26 protein-coding genes are annotated in these 25,667 nt (G+C 74.6%); 14 read left to right on the top strand and 12 right to left on the bottom strand.

The genetic code is table 11. The annotated features are described in order from the left end of the window. Positions 1–594 precede the first annotated feature (594 nt). The 3 genes from GYH36_RS06000 to ctaC are packed head-to-tail and all read right to left on the bottom strand — an operon-like array spanning position 595 to position 3,652. A complete protein-coding gene (locus GYH36_RS06000; RefSeq protein ID WP_024841781.1) occupies positions 595–993 on the bottom strand; it encodes a cytochrome c oxidase subunit 4 in 399 nt (132 codons plus the stop codon). Further along, entirely contained in the window at positions 990–2,807 is a 1,818-nt protein-coding gene (gene ctaD, locus GYH36_RS05995; RefSeq protein WP_024841780.1) for an aa3-type cytochrome oxidase subunit I, read from the bottom strand. Before ctaD ends, GYH36_RS06000 begins: the two co-directional genes overlap by 4 nt. Then, on the bottom strand, positions 2,807–3,652 hold the full coding sequence (gene ctaC / locus GYH36_RS05990; RefSeq protein WP_446661271.1) for an aa3-type cytochrome oxidase subunit II: 846 nt from the start codon (positions 3,650–3,652) through the stop codon (positions 2,807–2,809). Before ctaC ends, ctaD begins: the two co-directional genes overlap by 1 nt. 475 nt (positions 3,653–4,127) lie before the next feature. Here ctaC and GYH36_RS05985 point away from each other — a divergent pair, with 475 nt between their 5' ends. Both GYH36_RS05985 and GYH36_RS05980 read left to right on the top strand, forming a co-directional pair. Next, positions 4,128–5,273: a cysteine desulfurase family protein gene (locus GYH36_RS05985; protein ID WP_024841778.1), complete on the top strand. Its 1,146-nt coding sequence runs from the start codon at positions 4,128–4,130 to the stop codon at positions 5,271–5,273. Then, positions 5,270–5,551 (top strand): sulfurtransferase TusA family protein, encoded by a 282-nt coding sequence (locus GYH36_RS05980; protein ID WP_024841777.1) that lies wholly within the window; start codon positions 5,270–5,272, stop codon positions 5,549–5,551. The genes GYH36_RS05985 and GYH36_RS05980 overlap by 4 nt, the downstream gene beginning before the upstream one ends. 84 nt (positions 5,552–5,635) lie before the next feature. On the opposite strand, the gene erpA is transcribed toward GYH36_RS05980, so the two are convergent. Further along, positions 5,636–5,986, bottom strand: coding sequence for an iron-sulfur cluster insertion protein ErpA (gene erpA, locus GYH36_RS05975; RefSeq protein ID WP_024841776.1), 351 nt, complete (start codon positions 5,984–5,986; stop codon positions 5,636–5,638). A 201-nt stretch (positions 5,987–6,187) separates the two neighbouring features. On the opposite strand from erpA, the gene GYH36_RS05970 reads away from it, so the two are divergent. Continuing rightward, positions 6,188–6,604 carry a VOC family protein gene (locus GYH36_RS05970; RefSeq protein WP_231492893.1) on the top strand — a complete coding sequence of 139 codons (417 nt, stop codon included), beginning with the start codon at positions 6,188–6,190 and terminating at the stop codon, positions 6,602–6,604. 4 nt (positions 6,605–6,608) lie between these two features. Here the strand turns inward: GYH36_RS05970 and GYH36_RS05965 are convergent, their stop codons facing one another. Beyond that, the gene (locus tag GYH36_RS05965) at positions 6,609–7,823 is read right to left on the bottom strand and encodes a glycerate kinase (RefSeq protein ID WP_162289379.1); all 1,215 of its coding nucleotides are present in this window, start codon (positions 7,821–7,823) and stop codon (positions 6,609–6,611) included. Between the two features lie 138 nt (positions 7,824–7,961). On the opposite strand from GYH36_RS05965, the gene nadA reads away from it, so the two are divergent. The 4 genes from nadA (at position 7,962) to GYH36_RS05945 (ending at position 11,351) form a co-directional block, all read left to right on the top strand. After that, entirely contained in the window at positions 7,962–9,170 is a 1,209-nt protein-coding gene (gene nadA / locus GYH36_RS05960; RefSeq protein WP_034605205.1) for a quinolinate synthase NadA, read from the top strand. Positions 9,171–9,236: 66 nt separating this feature from the next. After that, complete coding sequence (locus GYH36_RS05955; protein ID WP_024841772.1) at positions 9,237–9,836, top strand: DJ-1/PfpI family protein; 600 nt, start codon at positions 9,237–9,239, stop codon at positions 9,834–9,836. 72 nt (positions 9,837–9,908) lie between these two features. After that, positions 9,909–10,439, top strand: coding sequence for an acyl-CoA thioesterase (locus tag GYH36_RS05950; protein WP_162289378.1), 531 nt, complete (start codon positions 9,909–9,911; stop codon positions 10,437–10,439). A gap of 111 nt (positions 10,440–10,550) precedes the next feature. Next, positions 10,551–11,351, top strand: coding sequence for a DUF8817 family protein (locus tag GYH36_RS05945; RefSeq protein ID WP_081772457.1), 801 nt, complete (start codon positions 10,551–10,553; stop codon positions 11,349–11,351). Between the two features lie 28 nt (positions 11,352–11,379). On the opposite strand, the gene GYH36_RS05940 is transcribed toward GYH36_RS05945, so the two are convergent. Then, positions 11,380–12,777: a dipeptidase gene (locus GYH36_RS05940; RefSeq protein ID WP_312028520.1), complete on the bottom strand. Its 1,398-nt coding sequence runs from the start codon at positions 12,775–12,777 to the stop codon at positions 11,380–11,382. A 145-nt stretch (positions 12,778–12,922) separates the two neighbouring features. On the opposite strand from GYH36_RS05940, the gene GYH36_RS05935 reads away from it, so the two are divergent. Both GYH36_RS05935 and GYH36_RS05930 read left to right on the top strand, forming a co-directional pair. Then, on the top strand, positions 12,923–13,516 hold the full coding sequence (locus GYH36_RS05935; RefSeq protein ID WP_024841768.1) for a DUF3043 domain-containing protein: 594 nt from the start codon (positions 12,923–12,925) through the stop codon (positions 13,514–13,516). A 49-nt stretch (positions 13,517–13,565) separates the two neighbouring features. Further along, entirely contained in the window at positions 13,566–14,579 is a 1,014-nt protein-coding gene (locus tag GYH36_RS05930; RefSeq protein WP_024841767.1) for an aldo/keto reductase family protein, read from the top strand. Between the two features lie 58 nt (positions 14,580–14,637). On the opposite strand, the gene yczE is transcribed toward GYH36_RS05930, so the two are convergent. Continuing rightward, a complete protein-coding gene (gene yczE, locus GYH36_RS05925) occupies positions 14,638–15,345 on the bottom strand; it encodes a membrane protein YczE (protein WP_246209226.1) in 708 nt (235 codons plus the stop codon). Between the two features lie 62 nt (positions 15,346–15,407). Here yczE and yczR point away from each other — a divergent pair, with 62 nt between their 5' ends. Then, a complete protein-coding gene (gene yczR, locus GYH36_RS05920; protein WP_162289377.1) occupies positions 15,408–16,919 on the top strand; it encodes a MocR-like transcription factor YczR in 1,512 nt (503 codons plus the stop codon). A gap of 6 nt (positions 16,920–16,925) precedes the next feature. Here yczR and GYH36_RS05915 read toward each other — a convergent pair whose 3' ends face one another. The 4 genes from GYH36_RS05915 to GYH36_RS05900 are packed head-to-tail and all read right to left on the bottom strand — an operon-like array spanning position 16,926 to position 19,132. Further along, a complete protein-coding gene (locus GYH36_RS05915; protein ID WP_034605180.1) occupies positions 16,926–17,135 on the bottom strand; it encodes a hypothetical protein in 210 nt (69 codons plus the stop codon). Then, positions 17,132–18,244, bottom strand: coding sequence for a quinone-dependent dihydroorotate dehydrogenase (locus tag GYH36_RS05910; protein WP_024841765.1), 1,113 nt, complete (start codon positions 18,242–18,244; stop codon positions 17,132–17,134). Before GYH36_RS05910 ends, GYH36_RS05915 begins: the two co-directional genes overlap by 4 nt. Continuing rightward, positions 18,241–18,759, bottom strand: a complete 519-nt coding sequence (locus tag GYH36_RS05905; RefSeq protein WP_162289376.1) for a hypothetical protein — start codon at positions 18,757–18,759, stop codon at positions 18,241–18,243. Before GYH36_RS05905 ends, GYH36_RS05910 begins: the two co-directional genes overlap by 4 nt. Positions 18,760–18,775: 16 nt before the next feature. Further along, a complete protein-coding gene (locus GYH36_RS05900; RefSeq protein WP_024841763.1) occupies positions 18,776–19,132 on the bottom strand; it encodes a hypothetical protein in 357 nt (118 codons plus the stop codon). Positions 19,133–19,231: 99 nt separating this feature from the next. Here GYH36_RS05900 and GYH36_RS05895 point away from each other — a divergent pair, with 99 nt between their 5' ends. Next, complete coding sequence (locus tag GYH36_RS05895; protein WP_162289375.1) at positions 19,232–20,737, top strand: leucyl aminopeptidase; 1,506 nt, start codon at positions 19,232–19,234, stop codon at positions 20,735–20,737. Between the two features lie 85 nt (positions 20,738–20,822). Here the strand turns inward: GYH36_RS05895 and GYH36_RS05890 are convergent, their stop codons facing one another. Next, positions 20,823–21,176 carry a hypothetical protein gene (locus GYH36_RS05890; protein WP_034605179.1) on the bottom strand — a complete coding sequence of 118 codons (354 nt, stop codon included), beginning with the start codon at positions 21,174–21,176 and terminating at the stop codon, positions 20,823–20,825. A 216-nt stretch (positions 21,177–21,392) separates the two neighbouring features. Here GYH36_RS05890 and lpdA point away from each other — a divergent pair, with 216 nt between their 5' ends. From lpdA to GYH36_RS05875, 3 genes are all read left to right on the top strand, one after another. Next, positions 21,393–22,775 (top strand): dihydrolipoyl dehydrogenase, encoded by a 1,383-nt coding sequence (gene lpdA, locus GYH36_RS05885; RefSeq protein WP_024841760.1) that lies wholly within the window; start codon positions 21,393–21,395, stop codon positions 22,773–22,775. A 30-nt stretch (positions 22,776–22,805) separates the two neighbouring features. Next, on the top strand, positions 22,806–24,635 hold the full coding sequence (sucB, locus tag GYH36_RS05880; protein WP_162289374.1) for a 2-oxoglutarate dehydrogenase, E2 component, dihydrolipoamide succinyltransferase: 1,830 nt from the start codon (positions 22,806–22,808) through the stop codon (positions 24,633–24,635). 133 nt (positions 24,636–24,768) lie between these two features. Then, positions 24,769–25,662 (top strand): TIGR01777 family oxidoreductase, encoded by an 894-nt coding sequence (locus GYH36_RS05875; protein ID WP_155099989.1) that lies wholly within the window; start codon positions 24,769–24,771, stop codon positions 25,660–25,662. The last annotated feature ends 5 nt before the right edge of the window (positions 25,663–25,667 follow it).

Raw genomic sequence — 25,667 nt, 5'->3', positions numbered from 1 at the left:
CGACGCCGAGGCCCGCCTCCAGCGCGCCAAGAACCAGACCGCCGGGCTCATCGTCCCCGCCTGACACCCCTCACGACCCGGACCCCGGCCCGCACGACGCCCCACGAGGCGCCGCGCGGACCGGGGTCCCGTCATGACTCGGGCCGGCCTCCCCACGTCTCTGCGGCGCGCTCCAGCCTCCCCGCACGGGGACGAGTGCACGATCACCGGCGCAGCCGTCGCGTCCTGAGAGGCCCGCTCGGGGCGCCCTGGTGTGCGAGCCTGCTCCTGGGTCGGCAGCGGGCTCCCGGGGTTCCGCGCGGATCCTCCCGGGCGCCGCACGGCCTCGAGGCACGGACGCTCCCGCCGACGTGCCCACTCCGGGTCGTGCGTCGGCGTCGTGGTGGAGCACAGGACGAGCCGGACCGTCCGGGCACGCGCCGTGGCCCTCGGTCCCGAGGCCGTCGACGACGAGGGCACCGTCGACCATGCGGTCCCGGCATCTCCTCCCCTGTGGCTGCCCGTGCGGTGCGTGTCCCGTATGCGGGCGGAACGACGGACGGCCCGGTCCCTCTTCGGAGGGACCGGGCCGTCCGGTCGAGGATGCCGCGAGATTCAGTGCGCGTGCTGCCCGCGGGAGAACTCGAAGACCCAGCCGACGAGCGAGACCGCTCCGAGGGCGAAGCCCACGTACACGAGCCACCAGCCGACCGCGAGGCCGAGGAAGACGACGGCCGCCGAGCCGGCGATCGCGAGCGGCCACCAGCTCCACGGGGCGTAGACGCCCTGGTCGCCGGCGCCCTGCTCGATGAGGCCGTCCGGGTCGTCCTCGGGGCGGGCGTCGATGCGCCGCGACGTGAGCATGAGGTACGCGCCGATCATCGCGACCAGGCCCCCGGTCAGGAGGATCGCGACCGAGCCGACGGGCTCCCAGTGGCTCCAGAAGCCGTAGACGAGTCCCGCGGCGATGAAGAACGGCGTGCCGTAGAGGAACAGCTTGTACTCGATCTTCACTTCCCGGTCTCCTCGTCCGTCGTGCGGGGGTCGTCGACGATCGTCGTCGTCGTGGAGTCGCTCGCGGTCTCCGAGCCGCTCAGGCGGTCGAGCGCGACGCCCTTCTCACCGCGGCGGTCGGCCTCGCCGTAGACCTTCTCGAGGACGTTCGGGCTCGGCTCCGCGTGGTCCATCGCCGCGACCTCGGGGTGGTGCAGGTCGAACGCCGGCGACTCGGAGCGGATGCGGGGCAACGAGGTGAAGTTGTGGCGCGGGGGCGGGCTCGACGTGGCCCACTCGAGCGAGCGGCCGTAGCCCCACGGGTCGTCGACCTCGACCTTGGGCGCGTTGCGCCAGGTCGTGTAGACGTTCCACAGGAACGGCAGGGTCGACGCGGCGAGGATGAACGCCCCGACCGTCGAGACCTGGTTCTCCCACGTGAAGCCGTCCGAGGGCGCGTAGTCCGCGTAGCGGCGGGGCATGCCCTCGACACCCAGCCAGTGCTGGATGAGGAACGTGGTGTGGAAGCCGATGAACAGCAGCCAGAAGTGCAGCTTGCCGAGGCGCTCGTTGAGCATGCGCCCGGTGAACTTGGGCCACCAGAAGTAGAAGCCCGCGAACATCGCGAACACGACGGTGCCGAACACGACGTAGTGGAAGTGCGCGACCACGAAGTACGAGTCGGACAGGTGGAAGTCGAGCGCCGGGCTGGACAGGATGACGCCCGTGAGACCACCGAAGAGGAAGGTCACGAGGAACCCGATGGACCACAGCATCGGTGTCTCGAACGTCAGCTTCCCTCGCCAGAGGGTGCCGATCCAGTTGAAGAACTTCACGCCCGTCGGAACCGCGATGAGCATCGTCATGAAGGCGAAGAACGGCAGCAGGACCGCGCCGGTCACGTACATGTGGTGGGCCCACACGGTGACGGACAGTGCCGCGATCGCGATCGTCGCGTAGACGAGGCCCTTGTAGCCGAAGATCGGCTTGCGGGCGAAGACCGGGAAGATCTCCGACACGATGCCGAAGAACGGCAGCGCGATGATGTAGACCTCAGGGTGCCCGAAGAACCAGAACAGGTGCTGCCACAGGATCGCTCCCCCGTTCTCGGGGTTGAAGATCTGGGCACCGAACCGCCGGTCGGCGCCGAGCGCGAAGAGCGCGGCGGCCAGGGGCGGGAACGCCATGAGCACGAGGAGGCTCGTGATGAGCGTGTTCCACGTGAAGATCGGCATGCGGAACATCGTCATGCCGGGGGCGCGCATCGTGATGATCGTCGTGATGAAGTTGACGGCACCGAGGATCGTGCCGAAACCGGCGAGCGCGAGGCCGAACACCCACAGGTCTCCCCCGAGACCCGGACTGAACGTCGTGTTCGACAACGGCGCGTACGCGAACCACCCGAACGACGCGGCGCCCTGGGGGGTGAAGAAGCCCGCCGAGGCGATGAGCCCGCCGAAGAGGTAGAGCCAGTACGCGAACATGTTGAGTCGCGGGAAGGCGACGTCCGGCGCACCGATCTGCAGCGGCATCACGAAGTTGGCGAAGCCCGCGAACAGCGGCGTCGCGAACAGCAGCAGCATGATCGTGCCGTGCATCGTGAAGAGCTGGTTGTACTGCTCCTTGCTCTGCACGATCTGGATGCCGGGCTCGAAGAGCTCGGCACGGATCACGAGGGCCATGAGGCCGCCGATGCAGAAGAAGATGAACGAGGAGATCAGGTACAGGTACCCGATCGTCTTGTGGTCGGTGGACGTGACCCACTTGATCACGGTCCGCCCGAGGGTCTGACGCCGGGGGGCGAGACCGGGGATGACTTCGGCCTGCGCGACCATCAGTGCTCACCCTCCGTGCTAGCGGTGACGGGGTTCGGGTCCTGGAGGCGGCTGAAGCCCTCCACCGGGATCTGGCCTTCCTGGCCCTTCTCGCGGAGCGCCTCCATCTGCGCGTCGTACTCGGCGCGGTCGACGACCTCCACGTTGAACAGCATCCCGGAGTGGTGCTCGCCGCAGAGCTCGGCGCACTTGCCGGCGTAGACGCCCTCGCGCTCCGTCGTGACGACGAACTCGTTGGTGCGGTGCGGGATCATGTCCTGCTTGTAGAGGAACGCGGGGATCCAGAACGAGTGGATGACGTCGCGCGACTGCAGCTCGAAGCGGACGGTCTCGCCGACCGGCAGGTAGAGCGTGGGCAGCGCGGCCGCCGTGCCGGGGGCGCCGTCGATCGTGGCGTCCTCGGTCATCGTGTCGCCGACGTTCGCGAGGTGCTGGCCGGACTCGTAGACGTCGTCGTCCACGTAGTTGAAGTCCCAGCTCCACTGCTTGCCGATGACCTGGATGGTGAGGTCGGCCTCGCGGTCCGTGTCCTGGATCGCGCTCATGTCGCGGTCCGTGTAGTAGAAGAGCACGAGGACCATGACGATCGGCACGGCCGTGTACATGATCTCGAGCGGCAGGTGGTACCGCGTCTGGACCGGGAGCCGGTGGTCGTCCTTGCGCTTGCGGTAGGCGGCGACGCACCACAGCATGAGGCCCCACGTGATGATGCCGACGATGAGCGCGGCGATCCACGAGCCGGTCCACAGCGACGTGATCCGGGCGGTCTGGTTGGTCACCTCCCCGTCCTCGTAACCGGGCAGGAACCCGCGCTGGACCGTGTCGCTGGCGCAGCCGGACGCCACCGCAGCGACGGCGACGGCGAGGGCCGTCGCCCGCAGGATGGTGCGCCGTGTGCGGCTAGGGGGTTGCGAGTGCAAGGGGGGCCTTTCACGTCACGTCCTGCCCGTGCCCGTCTTTACGAGCCCAGCACAGGACCTTCGTCCTCGACACACGAAGCCTAGCGCGGGATTCCGCCCTTCGTGGCCCCGGACGCGCTGCGGACGGGCGAGATGCGGCACACGTCGTGGCCGGTCAGGACCGGTTCGGCACACCCGCGCCGCGTCTGTCAGATCCTTGCCACACGGACGGGTCCTGCGGCGAGGCGGTACCGTGCCCGATGAGCGCCCGCGCGCACGGCGGTCGCGTTCCGCGGACGGCGCGAGCGCAACGATCCGGCGCCTCGGCGCGGCCGGGACCGCCGACGGGCCGCGGAGCACGACGCCGGGGACGCCCCCGGGCGCGACCCCTCGCGTGCCGCACACCCGCCCTGGAGGCCATGTGACACACACCACCCCCGATCGCCGGGTCCGGCTCGACAACGGCGGGCGCGCCCCGTGGCACCCGCTCGCGCGCGAGGCGTTCGACCGCGCCCTCGACGACGGCTGGGCCGACCCGCGCCGCCTCCACGCCGAGGGCCGCCGCGCCGCCGCGCTGCTCGACGGCGCGCGCGAGGCCGTCGCGGGGGCGCTCGGTGCGCGGACGGAGGAGGTCGTCTTCACCGCGAACCACACGACGTCCCTGCACACGGGCGTCGCGGCCCTCGCCGCGGGCCGCTCGCGCGTCGGGAGCACCGTCGTCGTGAGCGCCGTCGAGCGCGCGGCGCTCCTCCACGCCGCGCACCACGGCGGTCTCGAGCGCGACGTCGTCGGCGTGGACCGGGCGGGACGGGTCGACCCCGCGCGGATGGCCGACGCCGTCGCGCGCCCGGGCGTGGCGCTCGCCGCGCTGCAGCACGCCAACGGCGAGGTGGGGACGCGCCAGCCCGTCGAGGCGGTCCACGAGGCCGCGCGCGCAGCGGGGGTGCCGCTGCTCGTGGACGCGGGGGCGAGCGTCGGCCACGACGCCCTGCCGACCGCGTGGGACGCGCTCGCGGCCGACCCTGCGGACTGGGGCGGCGGCCCGGGCGTCGGGGTCCTCGCGATCCGGTCGCGCGTGCGCCGCCGGAGCCCGTTCCCGGAGGACCCCGACCCGCTGGCCCCGGGCGGGGTGTCCGTGCCCGCGGCCTTCGCCGCAGCCGTCGCGCTGCAGGCCGTGCTCACCGACCGCGAGGCCGAGGACGCGCGCCGCCGTGCGCTCGTCGACCGGGTCCGCGCACGCGTCGCCGCGATCCCGGACGTCGAGGTCGTCGGCGACCCGGTCGACCGCCTCCCGCACGTCGTGACGTTCTCGTTCCTCTACGTGGACGGCGAGGCGCTGCTCACGGACCTCGACCGCGAGGGCGTCGCCGTCGGCTCCGGCTCGGCCTGCACGTCGAGCTCGCTCGAGCCGTCGCACGTCCTCGCCGCGATGGGCGTGCTCACGCACGGCAACGTCCGCGTCGCGCTCGACCGCTCCACGAGCGAGGCGGACGTCGACCGCCTCCTGGCGGTGCTGCCGGGCGCCGTGGAGCGCGTGCGGGCGACGCTCGGGGTGCAGGGCCTGTGACGGGCGCGGACCGCCCGCCCGCCGCGGAGGGCCGCGAGCACGGCGACGTCGTCGACGCCCGGGGCCTGCGGTGCCCGCTCCCCGTGATCCGGCTCGCGGCGGCGGCGCGCGACCGCGCCGCGGGCACGCGGCTCACCGTGTGGTCGACGGACCCCGCCGCGCGCCTCGACGTCCCCGCCTGGGCGCGGATGCGCGGGCACGCGGTCGTCGCGGAGGAGCCGCTCCCCCGCTCGGGCGACGCGGACGCCTGGGCGATCACCGTCGAGCTCGGCGGCTGAGACGGCACGAGCCCGGCCACCCGCAGGACGGGTGGCCGGGCTCGTGGTGTCCGGGTCGGCGTGCGCGTGGGCACGCCGGGCGCGTCAGCTGAAGGAGCCGCCGCACGCGCAGGCGCTGCCCGCGTTCGGGTTGTCGATGGTGAAGCCCTGCTTCTCGATCGTGTCGGCGAAGTCGATCGTCGCGCCCTCGAGGTAGGGGACGCTCATCTTGTCGACCACGACCTCGACGCCGTCGTAGTCGCGCAGCGCGTCGCCGTCGAGCACGCGCTCGTCGAAGTAGAGCTGGTAGATCAGGCCGGAACAGCCGCCGGGCTGCACCGCGACACGCAGGCGCAGGTCGTCGCGGCCCTCCTGCTCGAGGAGGGTGCGGACCTTCTCCGCGGCCTCGTCGGTCAGGTTGACGCCGTGCGTGGCAATCTCGGTGGTCTCGCTCATCTCGTCTCCGCGCTGTCGGGGGCACTGGTGCCCCGGTGGTGGCCGGCTTCTCGGACCTCTCGAGAGAGATCTCGTCAGGTCCTCAACACCACACGTGCCGGTCGTGTTCCCGAGTCTACGACCACCGGGCGGCGTACGGTCGAACGGGCCCCCGCACGGGGGCCGCGACCCACGACGACCGGAGGCCCCGTGGACCCGTCCGTGCACTTCATCACCGTCGCGGCGCGCGACCTCGACGCCGCCCGGCGCTTCTACGGCGCGCTCGGGTGGGAGCCGCGCCTCGACGTGCCGGGAGAGATCGTGTTCTACCGCTCGGCGGCCGGGCAGCTCCTGGGCTTCTTCGACGCGGAGAGCTTCGCGCGCGACGCCGGGACGCCCGGTGCGGCGCCCACGACGACGGGCGTGACGCTCTCCCACAACGTCGGGTCCCGCGAGGCGGTCGTCGCGCTCGTGGCGGCGATGGTCGCCGCGGGCGGGACGGTCCGCAAGGAGCCGCAGGAGGGCGAGTTCGGCGGGGTGTTCCACGCGCACGTCGCGGACCCCAACGGGCTCGTGTGGGAGGTCGCGCACAACCCCGCGTGGTCCGTCCGCGCGGACGGCGAGGTCGACCTGGGCTGACGGGTCAGCCGCGCGACCACGTGCGGGCGACGCGCTCCACGAGCGCGCGCGGGTCGCCGTCCTCCCACGCGTACGCGCCGCTCAGTCCCGCGGCGGCCTGCTCGCGGCGCCCGGCCACGACGCTCCGCGCGACCACGACGACCGGCAGCGCGTGGCGGCCCGCGCGCGCCGCGACCTCGCGGACCGTCCCGTCGCCGAGCTCGTGCGCCCCGAGCTCGTCCGCGAGCACGACGACGGCGTCCGCACCCGCGAGGCGCTCGTCGAGGCCGAGGTCGTCAGCCAGGACGCGCAGCGCCGGCACGAGCCGGCCGCCGAGCGCGGCGACGGCGTGCCCGAGGCCTCCGCCGCTCCCCGCGCCCGGGAGGCCCGCGAGCCGTCGGCCCGTGGTCGCCGTCGCGAGGAGGTCCCGCCCCACGAGCGCGCCGCCCCCGCCCGCGCCGTCGGACGCGAGGCGGTCGACGGCCGCCGCGACGTCGTGCGCGACCGCCCCGAGCTCTCGTTCGAGGTGCTGCGCGACGGCCGCGTCGACCCCGCGGCCGTCGAGGGTCGCGCTCGCGCCGTGCAGACCGAGCAGCGGGACGTCGGACGCGACCGCCGCGACGAGGTCGGTGCCGCCGAGCGCGGCACGGGCCGCGCGCAGGACCTCGACGGCGGCGTCCCCCGCCACGCGCCCGACCTCCGCGCCGGCGAGCGCGCGCAGCGCCCCGAGCCCCGCGTCGTGGCTCGTGCTGCTGCCCGTCGCGAGCACGACGCGGCCGGGCGCTCCTGCGGCGTCGCGCGCGGCGTCGACCGCGAGCGCCAGCAGGTGCCCGACGGCGGTCGAGGAGCGCGCGGGGACCGTCGGGTCGGGTGAGCCGGGGCCGAGCGTCCCGGCGTCACCGGCGGCGGGCACCTGGGACGCGTCGACGTAGACGGTGGGGCGCGTCGGGGCGCCGCCCGCGTCCGCGGCCCGGCGGCGCAGCGCGACCGGCACCTCGGACCCGGCGGGTCCGGGGACGACGCCGGCGAGCACCTCGGGCGCGACGGGCGCGAGCGCGTCGAGGAACCCGGGGCCCTGCGCCGCGAGCGCCACGACGTCGAGGTCGGCGTGCGGTGCCCACCACGACGCGACGTCGGCGAGGGTGGGGACGCCCTGTCCTGCGGCGGGGGTGGTGACGCCCTGCGGCCACGCCCCGTCCGGCAGGGGCGGGGCGGCGGACCCGGTGAGCAGCACGCGCATGCCCGGATTGTGCCAGCCCGGGGGCACGGCGCCGGCACGGTCGCCGTGGCGCCGTGGGCGTGCGGGACGTCACGGTCCGTCGGGACGGCCCTGTGCGACGATGGTGCCGTGAGCACCGGTAGCACCCTGCTGTCGTCCGTGACCGGACAGAACACTGCGCGCCAGGGCGGGTTCGTCGAGCCCAGCCCTTCTGCCCTGCTGCTCCTCGGCCAGGGCCGCGACCTCGCGTCCGAACGCGGGGTCGAGTGCGTGGGCGAGCTGCCCGCGCCGAGCGACCCGGACCTCGTCGAGCGGGCCCGTGCGGCACGTGCGGCGCTGGGCGACCGGGCGTTCGTCCTGGGTCACCACTACCAGCGCGACGAGGTCATCGACTTCGCCGACGTGACGGGGGACTCGTTCAAGCTCGCGCGCGAGGCCGCGGCGCGGCCCGAGGCGGAGTTCATCCTCTTCTGCGGCGTGCACTTCATGGCCGAGAGCGCGGACATCCTCACGTCCGACGCCCAGCAGGTCGTGCTGCCGGACCTCGCGGCCGGCTGCTCGATGGCGGACATGGCCGCGATCGACCAGGTCGAGGATGCGTGGGACGTGCTCGAGGAGGTCGGGATCGCCGACTCGACGATCCCCGTGACGTACATGAACTCCTCCGCCGCGATCAAGGCGTTCACGGGCCGTCACGGCGGCACGGTGTGCACGTCGTCGAACGCGGAGGTCGCGCTGCGCTGGGCGTTCGACCAGGTGGGCGGCGTCGAGGGCACGGGCAAGGTGCTGTTCCTCCCGGACCAGCACCTGGGTCGCAACACCGCCGTGCTCAAGCTCGCGATGGCGCTCGACGACTGCGTCGTGTTCGACCCGCGCAAGCCGAACGGCGGCCTCACGGACGCCGAGCTGCGCGACGCGCGCATGATCCTGTGGCGCGGGCACTGCTCGGTGCACGGGCGGTTCTCGGCGAAGAACGTCGAGGACGTGCGCGCCGCGGTGCCGGACGTCAACGTGCTGGTGCACCCGGAGTGCAAGCACGAGGTCGTGACGGCCGCGGACTTCGTCGGGTCGACCGAGTACATCATCGCGATGCTCGACGCGGCCGAGCCGGGGTCGTCGTGGGCGATCGGCACCGAGCTCAACCTCGTGCGGCGCGTCGCGCGCCAGCACCCGGACAAGCGGGTGCACTACCTCGACTCGACGGTGTGCTTCTGCTCGACGATGAACCGGATCGACCTGCCGCACCTCGTGTGGGCGATGGAGTCGCTCGTCGCGGGCCGCGTGGTCAACCGGATCGTCGTGGACGCGGACGACGCGCACTGGGCGCGCGTCGCGCTCGACCAGATGCTCGCCCTGCCGGGCATCTAGCCAGGGTCCGCCGGCGCGCCCGCGGGCCGCGCCGGCGGATGACGTCCGGGCCACGCGGAGGTGGGCATGAGCACCGGGAACGGCATGAACATCGGGATCTTCGTCTTCGACGAGGCGGAGGAGCTCGACGTCGCGGGGCCGTTCGAGGTGCTGACCGCGTGGGCCGAGCACTCGGCGCTCAAGCCGCACGTGTCGACGTTCTCGTGGGACGGCGGGGGCGTGCGCCTCGCGAAGGGCCTGCGTCTCCTGCCGGACCGCTCGGCGGACGACGTCGGCCCCCTCCACCTGCTCGTCCACCCCGGGGGCTGGGGCACGCGCTCGCTCCTCGCGGACCGCGTCCATCTCGAGTGGCTGCGCGCGATGCGCGCGCAGACCCCGGTGATCGCGAGCGTGTGCACGGGGTCGCTCGTGCTCGCGGCGGCGGGGCTGCTGTCGGGCCGCCCGGCGACGACGCACTGGGCGCACTACGACGAGCTCGCGGAGATCGACCCGAGCGTCGTGCTCGACACCGAGGCGCGGTTCGTGGACGACGGCGACGTCGTCACGTCGGCGGGCGTGTCCGCGGGGATCGACATGGCGCTGCACCTCGTCGCGCGCCTGGAGGGCGACGACGTCGCGCGCGCCGTGCGGCGCGGGATCCAGTACGACCCGGACCCGCCCGTCTGACGCCGTCGGACGCCCCGGCCCGGCACGCCCGGACTACCTGATACCGCAGGTGCGAGGTAGTAGCCTGCACCGGTGACCCGCCAGATCCAGCTCCTCGTCGCCAGCACGATGCCGCGCAGGCCCGTGCCGGGGCGCGGTGTCCTCGACCCGTCGGTCACCCGGATGCGCGTGCGCCCCGGTGACCTCGACTTCTACCTGCACGTCAACAACGGCGTGTACCTGCAGATGATGGACGTCGCGCGCAGCAACTTCATCGCCGACCTCGGCGGCTTCCCCCTGCTCAAGGAGAAGGGCTGGTACCCCGTGGTCGCGGCGTCGACGATGAAGTACCGCCGGTCGCTGCAGCTCTGGGACCGCTTCGAGATCACCACGTGCGTGCTCGGGTGGGACGAGCGCGTGGTGTACCTGGAGCAGGTGTTCTCCCGCCGCGGCGACCTGTGCGCGCGCGGCCTCGTCGCCGGGCGGTTCCTCGCGCGCGGGTCCGGCGACCGGATCGCCGCGCCCGACGTCGTGGGCCTGCTCGGCGGCGACGTCACCTCGCCCGAGCTCCCGGACGACGTCGCCCGGTGGTCCCGCGCCGTCGACGTCGCGCACCGGGCCTGACGCGCCGGGCCGCCGGGCGGACGCGCACCGGGGCCGACCCGCGTCCGCGACCCTCGCCGGGCGGTCACCCACCCCCTGGGCACCGCACGCGACGGGTGCTTCGATGGACGGATGACCGCCGACCGCGCACCCGCCCCCGACGGCCCCGACCCCTTCGACGCGACGATGGTCCCGGCGCTGCCGTGCCAGGACGTCGACGAGCTGCGCGACTTCTGGACCGCGCTCGGCTTCGAGGTGACCTACCGCCAGCTCCGGCCGAACCCGTACGTCGCGCTGCGCCGCGGCGGCGTGGACCTGCACTACTTCGGGCTCGACGGGCTCGCGCCGCAGGACAACTTCAGCACGTGCATCGTGGTCGTGGAGGACACGGCCCCGGTGTTCGAGGCGTTCGCCGCGGGCCTGCGCGCCCGCTACGGCCGGCTGCCGCTCACCGGGTTCCCGCGCATCACGCGCCCGCGGCGGCGGGCCAACGCGGGAGGCGCGACGGGCTTCAGCCTCGTGGACCCCGCCGGGAACTGGGTCCGCGTGATGCGCCGCTCCCCCGCGGCGCCCGTCTCCGGCACGGACGGCGACTCCTCGGCCTCCGCGTACGGGGCCCGGCCGCAGGGCCGCCTCGCCCGCGCGCTCGACGACGCCGTCGTCCAGGCCGACTCGCACGGCGAGACCGCGCAGGCGCGCAAGATCCTCGGGGGCGCGCTACGGCGGGCGGGGGACGACGCGGACGCGGCCGACCGGGTGCGCGCGCTCGCCTACCTCGCCGAGCTCGCCGTCCGCGGCGGTGACCCCGACGCGGCCCGCGCGCACCTCGACGAGCTCGACGCCCTGACGGGCGCGCTGGACGTCGGGGTGCGCGACGCCGTCGGGCCGGTGCTCGCCGAGGCGGCGGACCTGCGGGCGGCGCTCCCCGGCTGACCGGGACCGCCGCCCGCGGGCGACCGCGTCAGGCGACAGCGCCGCCCAGCCGCGCGAGCAGGAGCGCCTCGGCGAGCACGACCTTCTTGAGCTCGCCGAGGTGGACCGACTCGTTCGCGCCGTGGGCCCGCGAGTCGGGGTCCTCGACGCCCGTGACGAGGATCGCGGCGTCGGGGAACACCTCGAGCAGGTCGGCGATGAACGGGATGGACCCGCCCACGCCGATGTCGACCGGGTCCGTGCCCCACGACGTCGCGAACGCCCACCGTGCGGCCCGCATCGCCTCGGAGTCGCCGGGCGCGAGGAACGGCTTGCCCTGCTCGCCGTCGCGCACGGTCACGCGCGCGCCGAGCGGCGCGTGGGACTCGAGGTGCGCGCGCAGCGCCGCCATGGCCGCGGCCGGGTCCTGCCCGGGCGCGAGGCGCACCGAGAGCTTCGCGGTGGCGCGCGGCGTGAGCGTGTTCGACGCGTGCGCGACGCTCGGGGCGTCGAGGCCGATGACGGCGATCGCCGGCTTGGCCCACAGCCGCCCGGCGATGCTCCCCTCGCCCGCGAGCGCCGCGCCGTCGAGGAGCGACGAGTCGGCCCGGAAGTCGGCCTCGGCGTAGTCGACCGTCGGCTCCGCGGCCGTCACGAGGCCGTCGACGGCCACGTTGCCCACGTCGTCGTGGAGGGTCGCGACGAGGCGCGCGAGCAGCGTCACCGCGTCGAGGACCGGGCCGCCGAACATGCCCGAGTGCACCGCGTGGTCGAGCACCGCGACCTCGACCTCGCAGTCGACGAGCCCGCGGAGCGACGTCGTGAGCGCGGGGACGCCGATCTTCCAGTTCGAGGAGTCGGCGACGACGATGACGTCCGCCGCGAGCAGGTCCCGGTGCTGCGTGAGGAACGGCAGGAACGTCGGCGAGCCGACCTCCTCCTCGCCCTCGACGAAGACCGTCACCCCCACCGGGAGGTCGCCGAGCTCGGTCAGGGCGCGCAGCGCGCCGAGGTGCGCGACGACGCCCGCCTTGTCGTCGGCCGCGCCGCGTCCGTAGAGGCGGCCGTCGCGCTCGGTCGGCTCGAACGGGTCGGTGTCCCACGCGGCGGCGTCGCCCGGGGGCTGCACGTCGTGGTGGGCGTAGAGCAGGACGGTCGGGGCCCCGGCGGGTGCGGGACGGCGCGCGACGACGGCGGGCGCGCCCTCGGTGCCGTCCTCGGTGCGGGCCCGCAGGATCTGCACCTCGGGCATGCCGGCGTCGCGCAGGAGCGCGGCAACGGCGTCCGCGCTCGCGGCGACGTGCGCCTGGTCGAACGCGGCGTTCGAGACGCTCGGCACGCGCACGAGCGACTCGAGGTCGGCGCGCAGCGCGGGGAACAGGCGCGCGACGGTCTCGCGGAGCGTGGTCGCGAGCGCGGGGTCGGTGGGTTCTGGTGAGTTCGTCACGACCAGCACCGTACGACACCGGGGACCGCCGGGCCCGCGCGTCGGGTCCGTGACCGCCCGCCCGGCGGCGCGTCCGGCCGTGGCACGCGTCCGGCGCCCGCGGACGGCACGCGAGGCACTCCCGCGGCTCGACTACGCTGGTGGGGTGTTCTCCCGCAACAAGCCCGCCGCGACGCCCGCCGCCCCCGACCCCGTCGAGCAGGCGGCCGAGATCGAGCGCGCCGGCAAGGGTCGGCCGACGCCCAAGCGCAAGGTCGCCGAGGCCGCGAACAAGCGACCCCTCGTGCCGGACGACCGCCGCGCCGCCGCGAAGGCCGCGCGGGAGAAGCAGCGCGAGATGCGCGACCGCCAGTACCAGGCCATGCAGACGGGCGACGAGCGCTACCTGCCCCCACGCGACAAGGGCCCGGTCAAGCGCTACGTGCGCGAGTACGTCGACGCGCGCTGGAACCTCGGCGAGTTCTTCCTCCCGGTCGCGCTCGTGTTCATCGTCTTCTCGTTCGTCACGGCGCAGAACCAGGACCTCGCGTTCCTGACCGTGATGACGCTCTACGTCATCGTGCTCCTCACGGTGATCGACGGCTTCATCATGTGGCGGCGCCTGCGCAAGCGCCTGCTCGCGAAGTTCGGCGAGATCCCCAAGGGCACGGTCATGTACGCCGTGATGCGCGCGTTCCAGCTCCGCCGCGCGCGCCTGCCGAAGCCGACGCACAAGAAGCACGGCGTCTACCCGGAGTGACCGCCGTGTAGGTTCGTGGGGCAACGACCGGGGGGCTAGGTTGGGGCGCATGCCCACCTACCGCTACCTCGGCAACTCCGGTCTCAAGATCTCCGAGATCACCTACGGCAACTGGCTCACCCACGGCTCCCAGGTCGAGAACGACGTCGCGACGGCGTGCGTGCACGCCGCGCTGGACGCCGGCATCTCGACCTTCGACACGGCCGACGTCTACGCGAACACGAAGGCCGAGCAGGTGCTCGGCGACGCGCTCAAGGGGCAGCGCCGCGAGTCGCTCGAGATCTTCACCAAGGTCTACTGGCCGACGGGCCCCGGCGGCCCCAACGACACCGGCCTGTCCCGCAAGCACGTCATGGAGTCCATCAACGGCTCGCTGAAGCGCCTCGGCACCGACTACGTCGACCTCTACCAGGCGCACCGGTACGACACGGAGACGCCGCTCGAGGAGACGATGCAGGCGTTCGCCGACATCGTCCGCCAGGGCAAGGCCCTGTACATCGGCGTGTCCGAGTGGACGGCCGACCAGATCCGCGCGGGACACGCGCTCGCGAAGGACCTCGGGTTCCAGCTCATCTCGTCCCAGCCGCAGTACTCGATGCTGTGGCGCGTCATCGAGGACGAGGTCGTGCCGACGTCGCGCGAGCTCGGGCTGTCCCAGATCGTCTGGTCGCCCATGGCGCAGGGCGTGCTGTCCGGCAAGTACGTCCCCGGCCGCCCGCTGCCCCAGGGGTCGCGCGCGACCGACGACAAGGGCGGCGCACGGATGATCCAGCGCTTCATGACCGACGACGTGCTCACGCGCGTGCAGAACCTCAAGCCCGTCGCGGACGAGCTCGGGCTCACCATGCCGCAGCTCGCGGTCGCGTGGGTCCTGCAGAACGACAACGTCGCGGCGGCACTCGTCGGGGCCTCGCGCCCCGAGCAGGTCGCGGAGAACGTCAAGGCGTCGGGCGTGACGATCCCTGCCGAGCTCATGGCCCGCATCGACGAGATCCTCGGCGGCGTGGTCGAGCGCGACCCGGGCAAGACGGCGGAGGACGCCCCGCAGGGCCGCGTCGCCTGACGCGGGACCTCATCCGCGACGACGGCTCCGGCGGTGCGCCGGGGCCGTCGTCGTCTCCTCACCGGCCGGGTGCGGGCATGCCTCCCTCGCTCGGCCGGGGGCCTGCGGCCGCAGCCACCGGCGCGTCCGGCGGTGCGGCGTCCGCGGCGCTCGCGCGGGCGCGCGGCGCGGCGACGAGCCCGCGCGGTGCGAACCAGCGCGCGGTGAGCTGGACGACCGGTCCGACGCCGAACGCGTAGGCGACCGTGGCCCAGCCGGGGGTCCCGCCGAGCGCCCAGCCCACGGCCACGACGACGACCTCGATCAGCGTGCGCACGAGCCGCACCGACCACCCGGTGCGGGCCACGAGCCCCGTCATGAGGCCGTCGCGCGGGCCGGGCCCGAGGCGCACGCCGAGGTACGCAGCCGTCGCGACGCCGTTGAGCACGATCCCGCCGAGCGCGAGCGCGACGCTCGCCGCGACGCCCGGGTCCGGCACGGCGCGCTCGACGAGCGCGATCGCGGGGTCGATCGTCAGGGTGATGACCACGACGTTGGCGACGGTCCCGACGCCGAGGCGCTGGCGCAGCGGGATCCACGCGAGGAGCGCGAGCACGCTGAGCGAGCCGACGACGACCCCGAACGGCAGGCCGGTGCGGCGCACGACGCCCTGGTGCAGGACGTCCCACGGCATGCCGCCCTGGCCCGCGTGGAGCAGCATCGCCATCGACAGCGCGTACGCGAGGAGGCCGAGGAGGAGCTGGGTCACGCGGCGGACGGGAGTCATGCGTGCCATCCTGGCGACCAAGTGGCATCGACATCCATAGCCAATCACGAGAGAGTGGCCCCATGAGCCTCGCCCCCTCCGGGACGGTCGACGTCCACCGGCACCTCTCCCCCGCCGCCGCGGCCCGGCTGCTCGGCCGCTGGCACGCCGGCGGTCGCGCGTACGTCGCGCTCGCCGACGCGCTGCGCGCCGCCGTGCTCGCCGGCACGCTCGCACCGCACACGCGCCTGCCGTCCGAGCGTGACCTCGCGGCCGCGCTCGGTGTCTCGCGCACGACGACGGCCGCGGCCTACGGGCGCCTGCGCGAGCTCGGCTTCGCCCGGTCGCGCACCGGCTCGGGCACCGTCGTCGTGCTCCCCCGCCCCTCCCGACCCCGGGCGGCGCACCGGGCCCCCGGCGGCGACGCGCCTCCCGCGCCCGCGCCGCACGCCGCACCGATCGACCTCGCGGACCTCTCCCAGGCGACCTCCGCCGCCCCCAGCGGCCTGCACGCCGCGTACTCGCGCGCGCTCGAGCGCCTCCCCGAGCACCTCGCCGGCGGCGGGTACGAGCCGTACGGCGTCGCGGCCCTGCGCGAGGCGCTCGCCGACCACCAAACGCGGCGCGGCACACCCACGACGCCCGACGAGATCCTCGTGACGACGGGCGCGCAGCACGCCATCACGACGCTCGCGACGACGCTCCTCGGGGCGGGCGACCGCGCCGTCGTGCAGTCCCCGACGTACTACCACGCCATGGAGGCGCTGCGGCGCGCCGGGGCACGGCTCGTGCCCGTGCCCGTCGGCCGCCGCGACCGCGACGCGCGCACGGGCCGCGACCAGGACGCCCCGGGATTCGACGTCGACCTCTACGGCTCGACGCTCCGCCAGGTCTCGCCGCGCCTCGTCTACCTCGTCCCGGACTTCCACAACCCCACGGCGTACACGCTCTCGGCCGCGGAGCGGGCCGGCGTGCGCGACGCCGCGCAGCGCCACCGCGTGACCGTCGTCGGCGACGAGACCCTCACGGACCTCGACCTCGACGGCGACCCGGACGCCGCCGGGCCCGTCGCCGAGCCGCTCGCGGGCGACGGCACCTCGCCGTACGTCGTCACGGTCGGCTCGGCGTCCAAGTCGTTCTGGGGAGGGCTGCGCGTCGGCTGGGTCCGCGCCCACCCCGACCTCGTCGCGCGCCTCGCCCGCACGAGGCAGTCGGCGGACATCGCGACCGCCGTCCTCGAGCAGCTCACCGTCGTCGAGCTGCTCGACGACGCGCCGTCCGTGCTCGCGGAGCGGCGCCGGATGCTGCGGGCGCAGCGCGACCTGCTGTGCGGGCTGCTCGGTGCCGCGCTGCCCGACTGGCGCGTCCACGTGCCGGAGGGCGGGCTGTCGCTGTGGGTCGACGTCGGCGCCCCCGTCGCGCAGGCGTTCGCCGCGGCGGCGGCCGCCGAGGGCGTCCTCGTCAACGCCGGGCCGACGTTCACGCCCGACGGGAGCGCGGCCGACCGGCTGCGCCTGACGTTCTCGCGGCCGCCCGACGAGCTCGAGCACGCGGTGCCACGGCTCGTCGCGGCGTGGGCGCGCGTGACGGGCTGACGGGCGTCAGGGGACGCGCAGCTCCACCGTCGCGGTCGCCTGGGTGCCGTCGTGCAGGAGTCGCGCGGCCGCCGCGCCCTCGGCGGCGAGCGACCGCCACGTCTCGCCGAGCCACTGCTCGGCGTCGTACTGCGTGGTGAAGACCGGGCTCACGGGCGTCGCGAGCGCGCGGCCCTCGGCGTCGTCGAGCTCCCAGACCCACTGCGGCCGGATCATCGTGCCTCCCTCGCCTCGGCGCCCCGCACGTGCTCGCCCGGCTCGGGGTGACGCACGAGCGAGCGGTTGATGCGCGCGGCCCAGAACGGCCCCTGGTAGAGGAAGCCGGTGTACCCCTGGACGAGGTCGGCCCCCGCGTGCAGGTAGTCGCGGGCGTCGTGCGCGGTCGTGACGCCCCCGACGCCGATGATCGCCCGGTCCGCGCCGAGGCGCTCGCGCAGGCGCGCCACGACGGAGAGCCCCCGGGCACGGACGGGCGGGCCGGACAGCCCGCCCGGCCCCCGGTCGTGACCGATCGTCGTGTTCACCGCGACGACCCCGTCGAGGTCGAGCTCGTCGACAAGGTCGGCGACGGCGTCGACGTCCTCGTCGGCGAGGTCGGGCGCGATCTTGACGAGCAGCGGGACGCGCACGACGCCCGCACGCGCGGTCGCGGCGTCCGCCGCCTCGCGCACGGCGACGAGGATCGGGCGCAGGGACTCGACCTCCTGGAGGTCGCGCAGGCCGGGCGTGTTGGGCGAGGAGACGTTGACCACGAGGTAGTCGGCGTACGGCGCGAGGAGTCCCGCGCTCGTCGCGTAGTCCGCGGCCGCCTCCTCCGCGGGCGTGACCTTCGTCTTGCCGATGTTCGCGCCCACCAGCACCGCGCGGCCCGACCGGGTCGACCGCAGCGCCGCGAGCCGGCGCGCCGCCGCCTGCGCGCCCTCGTTGTTGAAGCCCATGCGGTTGCGCACGCCGCTCACGTCGAGCTCGCGCCACAGGCGCGGCTTCTCGTTGCCGGGCTGCGCGTGCGCGGTGACCGTCCCGATCTCGACGAACGCGAACCCGAGGGCCGTGAGCCCGCGCACGGCGCGCGCGTCCTTGTCGAAGCCGCCCGCGAGCCCGAACGGCGCGGGGAAGACCTTGCCGAGCACCTCGACGCTGCCGCGACCGCCCGCCCGGCGGCCCAGGTAGGGCGCGAGCGCGCCCTGCACGACGTCGCGCAGCACGGGCACGCGGCCGAGGGCGCCGATGAGGTCGAACGCGACGTGGTGCGCGCGCTCGGGGTCCATCCGCCGGAAGACGGCGTCGAAGAGCAGGCCGTAGAGGAACGGGCGGCTGCGAGTCATGCGGCGTCCTCCGGGGCGTCGGCGGGGCGGGTCGTGACGGGGGTGCCCGCGCCGGGGCGCGGCCGGGTGCGCCAGAGCCACCAGACGCCCACGAACGGCAGCACGAGCGGGACGTAGCCGTAGCCCTGGCCGAACCCGGACCACACGGTCGCGCGCGGGAACGCCTCGGGGTCGGCGAGCGAGAACGCCCCGACGGTGAGGACGCCGACGAGCTCGACGCCCACCGCGGCCCACGCGACCGCGCGCCCGACGCGGCCGTCCCGGGCGAGCGCGACCGTCGCGACGACGTACACCACGGCCGCGAGACCGGACAGCGCGTACGCGAGCGGCGCCTCGTCCCAGTCGCGCAGGATCTGCACCGCGGCGCGCGCCGTGGCGGCGAGCGCGAAGACGCCGTACACCGCGACGAGGAACCGGCCGAAGCCGGCGTTGGTGCGGCGCGTCCGGCCCGGCCCGCCGCCCGGCGCGGGTGACGCGGACGGACCGGTGCCGTCCGGGGCGGCGGGTGCGCTCATGGCGAGGACCTCCAGGTCAGGCGTTCCAGATCTGCCACATGCGCACCTCGAGGAACGCGACCGTGAGCGCCGCGACGACGAGCACGACCGAGCTCCAGCGCGAGCGCTCGGCGAACGCCCACAGCGCGGCGACGGGCAGGATGACGAGCGTGGTCACGAGGTAGCCCCACAGGAGCACCGGGTCGCTCGGGGCGGTGCCGGTCGCGCCGAGGACGCCCAGCACGACGGCCTGCACGAGGACCAGCGCCTCGATCACGGCGGCGCCCCACAGCTGGCGCAGGATCACCGCACGGTCGCGGACGACGAACACGAGCGCCCAGCCCGCGAGCACGGCGCACGCCGCGACCACGAGCAGCACGAGGGGAAGGACCACGCGCCGAGCGTACCGGGGGCGGACGGCCGCCGAGGAATCGGTCCACCCGTCCCGACCCCTCGGGCGAGGGGCCGTGCGCGCAGGGATAGCATCGCGGGTGTGGCTGAACTGACCGTCTCCAGCAAGAGTCCCGCCGGTGCCAAGGTCGACGCTCTCGTCGTCGGCACCCACACGACGTCCGACGGCGTCGCGATCGTCGGGGGCGACCTGCCCCGACCGGTGGTCGCGGCCCTCGAGGACGTCGCCCCCGCGCTCGGCGTCACGGGCGCCGCCGACGAGGTGCGCAAGGTCCCCGCCGGTCCCGACCTCAAGGCCGGCGTGCTCGTCCTCGTGGGTCTCGGCGCCCGCCGCGCGGACGGCACCTTCAGCACCGAGGCGCTGCGCCGTGCCGCCGGGGCGGCCCTGCGCGCGCTCGCGGGGACGACGTCGGTCGCCGTCGCGCTCCCGGTCGACGACGAGGCCGAGCTCGGCGCGGTCGCCGAGGGCGCGCTGCTCGGCGCCTACGCGTTCTCCCGCTACCGCACGGGAGAGGCCGCGGCGTCCGACGCGAGCCGCCCGCCCGCGACCGTCGAGATCCTCGCGGCCGGCGCGCGAAGCTCCGCGGCCAAGGCGGCCGTCGAGCGCGCGAAGGTCGTCGCCGAGGCCGTCAACGCGACGCGCGACCTCGTCAACGCCGCGCCGAACGACCTCTACCCCGCCGCGTTCGCCGACGTCGCCAAGCAGGCCGTCAAGGACGCGGGCGCCAAGGGCCTCAAGGTCACGGTGCTCGACGACAAGGCGCTCGTCGCGGGCGGCTACGGCGGGCTCGTCGGCGTGGGCCAGGGCTCCGCGCGCGGGCCGCGGCTCGTCAAGGTGGCCTACGCGCCGTCGCGCCCGGCCGCGAAGGTCGCGCTCGTCGGCAAGGGCATCACGTTCGACTCGGGCGGCATCTCCATCAAGCCCGCCAAGGGCATGGAGGCGATGAAGTCCGACATGGCCGGCGCCGCCGCGGTGCTCCAGACGGTCGTGGCCGCCGCACGCCTCGGCCTGCCGGTCGCGGTCACGGGGTGGCTCTGCCTCGCCGAGAACATGCCGTCGGGCAGCGCGCAGCGCCCGTCCGACGTCATCACGATCCGCGGCGGCAAGACCGTCGAGGTGCTCAACACCGACGCCGAGGGCCGCCTCGTGATGGCCGACGGCCTCGTCGCCGCGGTCGAGGAGAAGCCCGACGTCGTGCTCGACGTCGCGACGCTCACCGGCGCCCAGATGATCGCGCTCGGCAACCGCGTCTCCGCGGTCATGGGCGCCGACGACGTGCGCGCGGAGGTCGTCGCGGCGGCCGAGGCCGCGGGCGAGCAGTTCTGGCCGATGCCGCTGCCCGAGGAGCTCGGCGCGTCGCTGAAGTCGAAGGTCGCGGACCTCGCCAACATCGGGGACCGGTTCGGCGGGATGCTCGTCGCCGGCCTGTTCCTCCAGGAGTTCGTCGGCGAGACGCCCTGGGCGCACCTGGACATCGCGGGCCCCGCGTTCAACGAGGGCTCGGCCCACGGGTACACCCCGGTCGGCGGGACGGGCGTCGCCGTGCGCACGCTCCTCGGACTCGTCGAGGGCCGCGCGCAGCGCTGACCCCGCGGCGAGCGGGTGGTCCTGGTGCGTCCGGTCGCCCGGACGGACCGGGACCGCCTGCTCGGCCCCGTCGAGGTGGCGGTGCTCAGCGCCGGCGCTGGCGCGAGTTCCAGTCCCGCATCCGCTGCGGGTAGCCCGTGAAGCGCACGTTGTAGACCGGCACGCCGAGCGAGCCGGCGACGTCGAACGCCGTCCGCTCGTCCGGGACGCGCCGGCGCGTCCACTCGCCCGTCGTCGCGATGAGCAGGAGCGTCGCGCCCGTGTCCGGCGTCGGCGGCTCGACGTACGCCTCGACCCCGACGCGCGTGCGCACGAAGTCCTGGAGGTGGGCGAGCGTCGCGCGGCGCGCATCGGACGACGCGGGCGCGACGCCCGTCGCGGTCGAGGTCGTCGCGGGGCGTCGGGAGAACAGGCTGGACAGCCTGGGCAGCCGGGGCACAGCGGCAGGGTACAGCGTGACCCTGGTCATACGGTGGGCGTCGCTGTCTCCATCGTCACAGCCGCGACGCCCGGGTTTCGATTGGGGTGGCCGTGGTCGAGGTGCCAAGATGGCACCCGGAGAACGTTCACGCACCGTGGGTCAGCGGATCCCCGTCCGGCCCGTCGACGTGCCGTGACGTCCGCCCCCGATCTCCCCTCGCTGAAGGAGTCGCACGTGGCCGAACCCGGCACACCATTCGACGTCGTCGTCCTGGGCGGAGGCAGCGCCGGCTACGCCACGGCGCTGCGTGCCGCCCAGCTCGGCCTCGACGTCGCGCTCGTCGAGTCGGGCAAGCTCGGCGGCACCTGCCTGCACAACGGGTGCATCCCCACCAAGGCCCTCCTGCACGCGGCCGAGCTGGCCGACGGCGCCCGCGAGGGCGCGCGGTTCGGCGTCCGCAGCACGTTCGAGGGCATCGACATGGCGGGCGTCAACTCCTACAAGGACGGCGTCGTCGCGGGCCTGTACAAGGGGCTGCAGGGCCTCGTCTCGTCGCGCGGCATCACGTTCGTGCAGGGGCACGGCCGCCTCGTGTCGCAGGACACCGTCGAGGTCGACGGGACCCGCTACACCGGCCGCCACGTCGTGCTCGCCACGGGCTCGTACTCGCGCTCGCTGCCCGGCCTCGAGATCGGCGGCCGCGTCATCACCTCCGACCAGGCGCTGCAGCTCGACCGCGTGCCGAAGTCCGTCGTGGTGCTCGGCGGCGGCGTGATCGGCGTCGAGTTCGCGAGCGTGTGGCGGTCGTTCGGCGCCGACGTGCAGATCGTCGAGGCGCTGCCCCACCTCGTGCCCAACGAGGACGAGGCGCTGTCGAAGGCGCTCGAGAGGGCGTTCCGCAAGCGCGGCATCGCGTTCTCGCTCGGCGACCGGTTCGCCGGCGTCAAGGAGACCGACTCCGGAGTGACCGTCACGCTCGAGTCCGGCACGACGTTCGACGCCGAGCTGCTGCTCGTGGCCGTCGGGCGCGGCCCGCGCACGGCCGACCTCGGGTACGAGGAGCAGGGCATCACGCTCGACCGCGGGTTCGTCGTCGTCGACGAGCGCCTGCACACGGGGGTCGGCAACGTCTGGGCCGCGGGCGACATCGTCCCCGGCCTCCAGCTCGCCCACCGCGGCTTCGCGCAGGGCATCTTCCTCGCGGAGCAGATCGCGGGTCTCGACCCGACGCCGGTCGTGGAGTCGTCGATCCCCCGCGTCACCTACAGCGAGCCCGAGATCGCGTCCGTGGGCGTGACCGAGGCCGCGGCGGCCGAGACGTGGGGCGCCGACCAGGTCGAGACCCTCGAGTACAACCTCGCCGGCAACGGCAAGAGCAAGATCCTCGCGACGAGCGGCTTCGTGAAGCTCGTGCGCCGCAAGGACGGGCCCGTCGTCGGCGTGCACATGGTCGGCGCACGCGTCGGCGAGCTCGTCGGCGAAGGACAGCTCATCGTGGGCTGGGAGGCGTACCCGGAGGACGTCGCCGCCCTGGTCCACGCCCACCCCACCCAGAACGAGGCACTCGGAGAGGCGCACCTGGCACTGGCCGGCAAGCCTCTGCACGCCCACAACTGACCCCAACGATCGAAGGAGACCAGGCAGGTCATGTCTGAGAACGTGCAGATGCCGGCCCTCGGCGAGTCCGTCACCGAAGGCACCGTCACCCGTTGGCTCAAGTCGGTCGGCGACACCGTCGCCGTCGACGAGCCGCTGCTCGAGGTCTCGACCGACAAGGTCGACACCGAGATCCCGTCGCCCGTCGCGGGCGTGCTCGAGCAGATCCTCGTCCAGGAGGACGAGACCGTGGAGGTCGGCGCCGACCTCGCCGTGATCGGCGACGGCTCCGGGGGTGGCGGCTCCGCGCCGGCGCCCGCCGAGGCCGAGGCTCCGGCCCCGCAGGCCGAGCCCGAGCCCGCGCAGCCCGCCGCCCAGGAGGAGCCGGCCGCCGAGCAGCCCGCCCCGGCCGAGCAGCCCGCGCCCTCGGGCGAGTCGTCCGGCGGCGAGGAGATCAAGCTCCCGGCGCTCGGCGAGTCCGTCACCGAGGGCACCGTGACGCGGTGGCTCAAGTCCGTCGGCGACACGGTCGAGGTCGACGAGCCGCTGCTCGAGGTCTCGACCGACAAGGTCGACACCGAGGTCCCGTCGCCCGTCGCGGGCACCGTCCAGCAGATCCTCGTCCAGGAGGACGAGACGGTCGAGGTCGGCACCGTGCTCGCGGTCGTCGGCTCGGGTGCCGCCCCGGCGGCGCAGCCCGCACCGGAGGCCCCGAAGCAGGAGGCCCCGAAGCAGGAGGCGCCGAAGCAGGAGGCGCCCCAGCAGGAGGCGCCCCAGCAGGAGGCCCCGAAGCAGGAGGAGCCGGCCCCGACCGAGGCGCGCACCCCGGCGAGCGAGGCGGCCGTCCCCGCGCAGGCCGCGCAGGAGGAGACCCCCGCGCCGGCCACGAGCGCCCCCGCCGCGGCGCCGTCCGCCCCCGGCGCGACGCCCGCCCCGGCGACGAAGTCCGGCGGCACCTACCTCACGCCGCTCGTGCGCAAGCTCGCCGCGGACAAGGGCGTCGACCTGTCGACCGTCACGGGCACCGGCGTCGGCGGGCGCATCCGCAAGGAGGACGTGCTCGAGGCCGCCCGCAAGGCGGAGGAGGCCAAGGCCGCCCCGGCCGCCGCAGCCCCCGCCGCCGGCGGTGCCCCGAAGAAGGCGACCGTCCCCGCGGTCTCGCCGCTGCGCGGCACGACCGAGAAGACGAGCCGCCTGCGCAAGCTCGTCGCCAGCCGCATGGTCGAGGCGCTGAGCACCCAGGCCCAGCTCACCACGGCCGTCGAGGTGGACGTCACGCGCGTCGCCGCGCTGCGCAACCGTGCCAAGGCCGACTTCAAGGCGCGCGAGGGCGCGAACCTCACGTTCCTGCCGTTCTTCACGCTCGCCGCGGTCGAGGCGCTCAAGGCCTACCCGAAGATCAACGCGACGTTCGCCGAGGACGAGATCACCTACCACGGCCAGGAGAACGTCGGCATCGCGGTCGACACCGAGCGCGGCCTCGTCGTGCCGGTCATCAAGGACGCGGGCGACCTCAACCTCGCCGGCATCGCGCGCAAGATCGCGGACCTCGGTGCGCGCACGCGCGCCAACAAGGTCGGCCCCGACGAGCTCGCGGGCGCGACGTTCACGATCACCAACACGGGCTCGGGCGGCGCGGTCTTCGACACGCCGATCGTCCCGGTCGGCCAGGTCGCGATCCTCGGCACGGGCACGATCACGAAGCGGCCGGTCGTCGTCACGGACGCGGACGGGAACGACACGATCGGCATCCGCTCGACGTGCTTCATCTTCCTGTCCTACGACCACCGCCTGGTCGACGGTGCGGACGCCGCGCGCTTCCTCACCGCGATCAAGAACCGCATCGAGGAGGGCGCGTTCGAGGCCGAGGTCGGTCTCTGACGCCCGTCGCTCCCTGACGCGTCCCGAGAGGCCCCGACCGTCGCGGTCGGGGCCTCTCGTGCGTCCTGCCCGGGCTGCGCGTGGCCGGCGTCCGCGGCTGTCGGCACGGGCCGCGGACCCGTAGCGTGAGCCCATGGACATCGTCGTGGCGGGCTCGCACGGGCTCATCGGCTCCGAGCTGCTCGAACGCCTGCGCGAGGACGGGCACCACGTGCGACGCCTCGTGCGGCGCGCCCCGCAGACCTCGGACGAGCACGAGTGGGACCCGGACGCGGGAGCCCTGGACCCCGCGGCGCTCGACGGGGCGGACGCCGTGGTCAACCTCGCGGGCGCGGGGATCGGCGACCACCGCTGGACCGCCGCGTACAAGCGCACGCTCCTCACCTCCCGGACGCGCACGACGGGACTCCTCGCGCGGACGCTCGCGAGCCTCGACGCGCCGCCACCCGTGTGGGTCCAGGGCTCGGCGATCGGCTACTACGGCGACCGCGGCGCGCAGGTGCTCACGGAGACGTCGGCGTCCGGCGACGGCTTCCTCGCCCGGCTGGTCCGCGAGTGGGAGGCGGCGACGGCGCCCGCGGAGCAGGCCGGCGTGCGCGTCGTCCACGCCCGCACCGGGATCGTCCTGTCCCCCGAGGGCGGCGCGCTCGGACGGCTCCTGCCGCTGCTGCGGCTCGGCGTCGGTGGCCGGCTCGGGCCCGGCACGCAGTACTGGAGCTGGATCACGCTGCGCGACCAGGTCGACGCCCTGCGGCACCTGCTCACGGCACCCGTGCACGGCGCGGTGAATCTCTGCTCCCCCCACCCCGCGACGAACGCCGAGGTGACGCGCGCGCTCGCCCGCGCGCTGCACCGCCCGGCGGTCGTCGCGGTTCCCTCGGTGGCGCTGCGCGTCGTGCTGGGCGAGCTCGCGTCCGACATCCTCGGCTCCCAGCGCGCCTTGCCGACGGTCCTCGAGGCGAGCGGCTTCACGTGGTCCGAGCCACACGTCGCCGACGCCGCACGCTGGGTCGCCGAGGGCCTCTGACACCG

Origin of the sequence: Cellulosimicrobium composti (assembly GCF_010287905.1) — a bacterium.
Classification (GTDB): domain Bacteria; phylum Actinomycetota; class Actinomycetes; order Actinomycetales; family Cellulomonadaceae; genus Cellulosimicrobium; species Cellulosimicrobium composti.
Note: the sequence above shows the minus strand (reverse complement) of the source record. Positions and strands in the feature narration are given on the sequence as shown.